At 40.5% G+C, this 7,288-nt stretch carries 4 protein-coding genes; 3 read left to right on the top strand and 1 reads right to left on the bottom strand.

The features are described from left to right. The 3 genes from BM266_RS15270 to BM266_RS15260 form a co-directional block, all read left to right on the top strand. Window positions 1-194 (top strand): transposase (locus tag BM266_RS15270; protein ID WP_139220669.1); only part of this gene is annotated, 194 nt, incomplete at its 5' end. 137 nt (window positions 195-331) lie between these two features. Further along, window positions 332-1,780 (top strand): alpha-amylase, encoded by a 1,449-nt coding sequence (locus BM266_RS15265; RefSeq protein ID WP_093411231.1) that lies wholly within the window; start codon window positions 332-334, stop codon window positions 1,778-1,780. Window positions 1,781-2,079: 299 nt separating this feature from the next. Beyond that, window positions 2,080-4,635 carry an adenosylcobalamin-dependent ribonucleoside-diphosphate reductase gene (locus tag BM266_RS15260; protein WP_093411229.1) on the top strand — a complete coding sequence of 852 codons (2,556 nt, stop codon included), beginning with the start codon at window positions 2,080-2,082 and terminating at the stop codon, window positions 4,633-4,635. Window positions 4,636-4,715: 80 nt separating this feature from the next. Here the strand turns inward: BM266_RS15260 and BM266_RS15255 are convergent, their stop codons facing one another. Continuing rightward, window positions 4,716-7,286, bottom strand: a complete 2,571-nt coding sequence (locus BM266_RS15255; RefSeq protein WP_093411227.1) for a cellulase family glycosylhydrolase — start codon at window positions 7,284-7,286, stop codon at window positions 4,716-4,718. Window positions 7,287-7,288: the final 2 nt, after the last annotated feature.

Raw genomic sequence — 7,288 nt, 5'->3', positions numbered from 1 at the left:
CAAAGCGCCTGCTACTCAGTGAAGAAGGAATTGCCCATCGTAAGCGAAGGTGCTGGGATGTAGAGGCCGTTTTTGGGAATATTAAGCAAAATATGGGCTTCAAAAGGTTTATGCTTCGGGGAATGGATAAAATAACTACCGAAATGGGGCTTATAGCAATGGCCCATAACCTAAAGAAGTTTAGTATAGCCTAAGAGAAAAGATACTACTTCTATTTTTCATTCTTAAAAAAATAGGAAAAACTGACCAGAGCCTACAGATCAAATAACACAAAAGAAAAAAACCGCCCAAAAATTACTTTTTAGACGGCCTCTTTTTTAATTCTAAAAAGATGAAAAAAATAAAATTAATACTCCCGGTGTTTTTGGGACTCGTTTTGAGTTTCAGCTCCTGTTCCAAAGATGATGATGAAATAGTGGATCCCGGTGATGATAATTCGGGAGAGATTCCCGTGGAACCAAATGAGCCGGAATTACTGGAGCTGAGAAATTACTCAAGCGGGCAAAAAGTAATGATGCAAACTTTTTACTGGGACGTTGAACCGCGCCACGAATGGTGGACCACACTTTCAGATAAAGTTGAAGGTTGGGCAGATGCAGGAATAGACCGTTTATGGTTTCCGGTAGCTACCAAAGGACAATCGGGTGGTTATTCGATGGGTTACGATCCTTCAGATTATTTCGACTTTGGGGAATATTATCAGCAACAAACCACACCAACAAGGTTTGGAACACGAACTGAGTTGGAAGCTCTTATCGAAAAGTCTCATAACCTGGGACTTGAGGTTATCGCCGATATTGTGATAAACCATAATTCAGGAGGAGGAAAAGAATATAACCCGTACCGGGATAAGGATACCTGGACCCTTTTCAATGAAGAAAACGGGAATGCTTCAGGATGGTTTAACAGAAATTATGAGAATTTCTATCCAAACAGTACCAGTCCCTATGATGACGGTAGTTTGTTCTACGAAGAAACAAACCTTGATCACAACCAGGAGTATGTACAGGATTGGTTATGGAAAAAGGAGAATTCGGTTGCTAAATATTATATGAATGAGATGGGCTTCGATGGTTGGAGATTCGATTATGTAGCCGGTTTTGAACCCTGGGTGGTTAAGGCCTGGTTAGACGAAGTTGGCGGATTTTCTGTAGCCGAGCTTTGGGATGGAAATGCATCAAATCTTGCCAATTATGTAGAAGAAACGGGAAGCGGGGCTTTCGATTTTGCAACTTTTTACAAACTCGATGAAGCTTTTGACCGTCATGACGATCTTACTTTTTTGGAAAGAGACATGTTATGGAAAACCCATCCTGATAAAGCAGTAACCTTTACGGCAAATCATGATACCGAAAAAGACGATAATGAGGATAATAATATTTCCGTAGAAAATAAAATGAAGGCTTATGCTTTTATTTTAACGCATCCCGGATATCCCACTATTTTCTATTCAGATTATGAAAATGAAAATTTTCAAGCCGAGATCCAGCAGTTAATTGAGATTCATAACAGTTTGGCCGTAGGTGACATTGAAATTCTCCATGTAGATAAAGATGAATATATTATGAAAAGAAACGGGAATAATGAAAACCCCGGATTAATTATATATATTAGCACCGGCGAGAATACCAAACGCCGAAACGTTCAAACAAATTGGAAAAATGTTACCCTTTTAGATTACAGTGGTAACTCAACATACATCCCTACCTCCGATGAAAACGGAACAGCTAGTTTGGAAGCTCCTGCAAATGGATATGCCATCTGGTCTGTTTCAAAATAAGAATCTATTTTGAATTTTCATAGGTGTTAATTCAAAGAAGGCCGGCTTAATTTTTAGCCGGCCTCTTTTTTGCTTCAAATTCAGCAGCTTATCCCTTACCAAATTTAATTTACATTTTTTTCAAAATTTGTAAACTTTTTGCTGTTGATAAATTATTATATTTCTGATTTTCAGCTTATTAACAATTAATTTTTGATAACTTTTTATTTTCATGATGCAAATTGTTGTTTATCTTTCTCTATATTTACAAAACAGTTTCTCAAGAACTGGATTACTAACCTGAAAAATTTAAATAGAGTATGAGCGCGCCAACAACTACCGCCCCTCCAAAAACTTACGATCAGGACGAAGCCTTCAAGGCTTCCCTGGAGTATTTTAAAGGAGATGACTTAGCTGCCCGGGTATGGGTAAACAAATATGCCCTGAAAGATTCTGAAGGGAATATTTATGAGCTTACTCCAAACGATATGCATCGCCGCATCGCAAAAGAGATTGCCCGAATCGAAAAACGTTATCCAAATCCGATGAGCGAAAACGAGGTTTTTGACCTGATCAAAGACTTCAAATATATCGTTCCGCAGGGAAGTCCGATGGCCGGTATTGGAAATCCTTACCAGATCGCCTCTCTTTCAAACTGTTTTGTGATTGGGAACGATGGGAATTCAGATTCCTACGGTGGGGTTATGAAAATAGATCAGGAGCAGGTACAGCTTATGAAACGCCGCGGTGGTGTTGGCCATGACCTTTCTCATATACGCCCTAAGGGTTCTGCTGTAAAGAATTCGGCCCTTACCTCTACCGGAATTGTTCCTTTTATGGAGCGCTATTCCAATTCTACTCGTGAGGTGGCTCAGGATGGAAGACGCGGTGCACTTATGCTTTCAGTTTCTATTAATCACCCTGATTCTGAAGATTTCATCAACGCTAAAATGGAGCAGGGCAAAGTTACAGGTGCCAACGTTTCTGTGCGTATAGATGATGAATTTATGCGTGCGGTAAAGGATAACAAAAATTACGTTCAGAAATATCCAATATTCAGTGAAAATCCAAAGATCACCAGGGAAATTGAAGCTAATAAACTCTGGAAAAAAATTATTCATAATGCGTGGAAATCGGCCGAGCCGGGAATTCTTTTCTGGGATACCATTATAAACGAATCGGTGCCGGATTGTTATGCCGATCTAGGTTACAAAACAGTATCAACAAATCCTTGTGGGGAAATTCCGCTTTGTCCCTATGATTCCTGCAGGCTTTTAGCGATCAACCTTTACTCTTACGTAGAGAATCCCTTTACCGATAAGGCTAGTTTCAATTTCGATCTTTTCAAAAAACATATCGCAGCAGCTCAGCGAATTATGGATGACATTATCGATCTTGAGCTGGAAAAAATAGACAAGATCATAGAAAAAATAGACGCCGACCCTGAAGGGCTTGAGATAAAAGGTGTTGAGCGTAACCTATGGATAAATATTCAGAAGAAAGCTAAAGAAGGAAGAAGAACCGGGATAGGTATCACTGCTGAAGGTGATATGCTGGCCGCTCTTGGCATTAAATACGGAAGCGATAAAGGCATAGATTTCTCAACAGAGATCCATAAAACCATCGCTCTTGAAGCATATCGCGCATCGGTTTATGCAGCAAAAGAGCGTGGTGCTTTCGGAATTTTCGACTCAGAAAGAGAGAAGAACAACCCATTCGTCCTTCGACTTAAAGATGCCGATGAAAAACTATATTATGAAATGCAGGAGTACGGCCGAAGAAATATCGCCTTACTTACCATCGCTCCCACCGGAACTACAAGCTTAATGACCCAGACTACTTCTGGAATCGAACCGGTATTCCTGCCTGTTTACAAACGTAGAAGAAAGGTTAATCCAAACGATAAAGACAGTAGAATTGACTTTGTAGATGAAGTTGGTGATTCCTGGGAAGAATATGTTGTTTTCCATCACCGCTTCAAGGAATGGATGAAAATTAAAGGCCACGACATAGACCGTTCTTACACTCAGGTTGAACTTGATGAACTTGTTAAAGCATCTCCATATTACCAGGCCACTTCCAACGATGTAGACTGGTTGAGCAAAGTGCGTATGCAGGGAGCGGTTCAAAAATGGGTAGATCACTCCATTAGTGTAACCATTAACCTTCCAAACGATGCTACCGAAGAATTGGTAGGTCAACTTTATCTTGAAGCCTGGCAAGCCGGCTGTAAAGGAGTAACCGTATATCGCGATGGCTCCCGAAGCGGAGTTCTTCTATCGAATGAAGATAAAAAAGAAGAGCAAGAAACAGCAAGTCATTCCCCTTTCCCAACCACCAGGCCGGAAGTTCTTACCGCTGATGTTGTTAGGTTCCAGAATAACAAGGATAAATGGATCGCCTTTATAGGATTAATAGACGATAGACCTTACGAGATCTTCACCGGATTTTCTGATGATGAAGATGGAATTCTTATCCCACGTTGGGTAAACGACGGACTCATCATCAAGAACAGAAATGAAGATGGGACTTCGAGGTATGACTTCCAATATGAGAACAAACGCGGTTACAAAACAACCATAGAAGGATTATCTCATAAATTTAATCCTGAATATTGGAATTACGCAAAACTTATTTCAAGTACCCTGCGCCACGGTATGTCTATAGAAAAAGTGGTAGACCTCATCAATAGTCTGCAATTAGACAGCGAGTCTATAAACACCTGGAAAAACGGTGTAGCCCGGGCCCTTAAGCGATATGTTGCCGATGGCACCCTCGCTCAAAAACAAAAATGCAGCAATTGCGGATCATCTAATCTTATGTACCAGGAAGGCTGCCTTACCTGTCAGGACTGCGGTTCTTCCAAATGTGGATAGCAAACTCTTGTAAGATTAGATTAAAAAAGGTCTTTCAGTAATTCTGAAAGACCTTTTTGTTTTGGGGAAGATTAAATTAATTATTTCATCAGAACGCGGATAATTCCCACCCCGTGCTTTTCCAATTGTTCTTCTTCATCCAGGCCGGGCCCGATAGAAAACTGAAGGCTTTCAACTTCCTCAATATTAAAATCATCTGAATTATTATGCTCAAAATAATAGGGCAAAAATGTAGGGTAAGGTCTTGGTAGCGTAACGGTTTTTACCGGTTTTAAGTCTTTCAGGGAGATTTCATATTCTTGGGTTTCAGGGTTCAGGCTGAGAATCGTCCCAAAAGCAGCTCCGTTTTTCATCAATAAGGCAACCTGTAGTTTTGTGGGTTTCTCATTTAAAGCTCTGGCTTTCACAATAAGTTTGTCTTTTTCGGAAAATTCAGCTCTTCGCCCCTGAGTTTTTCTGTTGAAATTATACTTAAAGGAATAATCATAAATTGGAGATGCTTCGGGATTTTCAATGTCTTTTCTGAATAATTCCTCTACATTTACCTGATATTCGGCTTCATTCGGGTTGGCTGTTGGCACCAAATTTAGTGTCGGCAACCACTCTCCTACTACATAATCTTCGTCTTCCATCGCATAAAAAAGAACTATTGGAGAATCCTCCGGCACTACCCTCACTTTATATTCTTCAGCAGCATGAAAATCCCAATCCCCGGGATTGCCTACTACATTTCCCGGGAAAGTAAAATCTCCCGAATCGGTTGTTACAATTATTCGATATTCCAGAAAACCCTGAGCCAGCAGGTTTTCCGGAACCTCAGCTGAATATGTGTAGTCCTTTCTATTTTTCAATTCAATACTTTCGTAAGTATTGCCGTTTTGCAACCAGGCTTCTACTTTTTCGATCTTTTTATTAGAAACAATCTCTGCGGAAATTTGTAATTCTAAAGCTGAAGAGATTTCCCTAACCGGCTCGTGAATCACATAGGTTCTTTCCACAGTAGACTCCGGCGCACTAAATTCATCCAGGCTGAAATTTTCTAGATCTGCTGAAGTTTTATCGAAATTCACTCCCGGAGCTTTCAGAAGATAGGTTCCGGGTTTAATTTTAAAACTCTCCTCTGAAACTTCAGGTTTAAAATCATTGCCTTCATTTAAAGCCTCAATACTGTAGCCATCTGCAAGTCCTGGCAAATCCAGGCTCATTTCCCATTCGTTCCAGTTGATGACGGCAACGGTTTTTTCCAGGCTATTAGCTCCAAACGGATTATCTATCAAAATAGCATCGGGCATAACCTCTAACCGCCAAACCCCGTCCTGTAATTTATTCAGGAAATAAGCACCTTTTCCTTCGTATTTTACCAGTTCTGAATTTCCAAAACCGGCAATGAGCTTAATATCATCTCCAGATTTTGGCGAAAGGGAATTACTATTGGTATAGATAAATTTTTCTTCGGAATTTAAAACCGCCAGATCATCCTCATAACTGACCTCAAAATCCTGAAATTTGAGATTTTCGGGATAAGTACCAAAATCGCTGTTTACAGGAACCTGGCGAAATACTTCCCCTGAAATCATCAAGGCAAGGGCTTTTTGTGGTGTATAAGCCAAATTCATATAATGCGTATTGTACTCCGTATTCCCGTGAGCCAGGTAAGTAGGATCGTAGGCAAAGTGAGTCCCTATCTGGATTCCGGCTTCCCTGAAACTACGGGCCATCGCGGGATAGATGTAGGATTTATTCACATCGGCCGCATCGAATTCATAAACCAGTTTAGCCGCCTTATTTTTGGCTATCACGTCATCAAATGGAATATGATAATCATTCACATTTGGCAGTAAATTGCCTTCCAGTTCCTTCTGAAAGCCCAGCCCGGTCGGGTACCACTGAAAGGTTCCCCCTTGAATATCGGCATCAAAATAGGCTTCAGCCAGGTTGATACTGTGGCTAACATTGTAAAAAATCGGCTTTCCTGTACCGGTACTGCGCATTGCATCTACCATTTTCTGAATAAAGGCTGTCACCTCCTCCGGTTCGCCTCTGTGGTGTGGTTCATTACTAACTTCAAAAGCAATAATATTGGACTCATCTTTATAAGCAACTCCGGTATAAGGATTCACATGGTTTAAAAACTGCGCCAGGTAATTTTCCTGGGCCTTTATAGCATCAGGATTGGTTAGGCTTCCAGCTTTTCCATATTTATTAGAAAAGCCTGGAGTATTTTCATCGGGTTCAGGCCAACCGTTCCCCCAATATGCAATGGGAGTAATCACAAAATTTATCCCCCGATCTTTTAATTGTTTTAGAAGATAGTCGAAAATTTCCAAGTGTTCATTTTCCAGCAAATTACCCTCTTCATCACTAATTTCCGTGTCCCAAACGTGGATGCGATAAAGATCAAAGCCAAGCCGTGAAAAATGATATACATCCTGGTCTATAACATCCTTTAGATCTGCACCTAGTTTTTGCGCCGAACGATATCCGTGAGCAAAAGGTGCCGAATAATTTACTCCAAAGCCTCTAACCTCTTCCCCGTTATCGCTCCAGTGCATAAGTCCGTTATCATCTACGTAAACATCTCCCTTTTCCTGGGAAAAAGCGATGTCTGAAACAAAAACAGCCAAACAAATTACAAGTAATCTTAAAAACATTT

The sequence above is a fragment of the Salegentibacter flavus genome (assembly GCF_900115145.1).
Lineage (GTDB): Bacteria > Bacteroidota > Bacteroidia > Flavobacteriales > Flavobacteriaceae > Salegentibacter > Salegentibacter flavus.
Note: the sequence above shows the minus strand (reverse complement) of the source record. Positions and strands in the feature narration are given on the sequence as shown.

Coding starts and splice junctions, on each gene's coding strand:
- BM266_RS15255 (WP_093411227.1), bottom strand. CDS start 7,286: ATGTTTTTAAGATTACTTGTAATTTGTTTGGCTGTTTTTGTTTCAGAC.
- BM266_RS15265 (WP_093411231.1), top strand. CDS start 332: ATGAAAAAAATAAAATTAATACTCCCGGTGTTTTTGGGACTCGTTTTG.
- BM266_RS15260 (WP_093411229.1), top strand. CDS start 2,080: ATGAGCGCGCCAACAACTACCGCCCCTCCAAAAACTTACGATCAGGAC.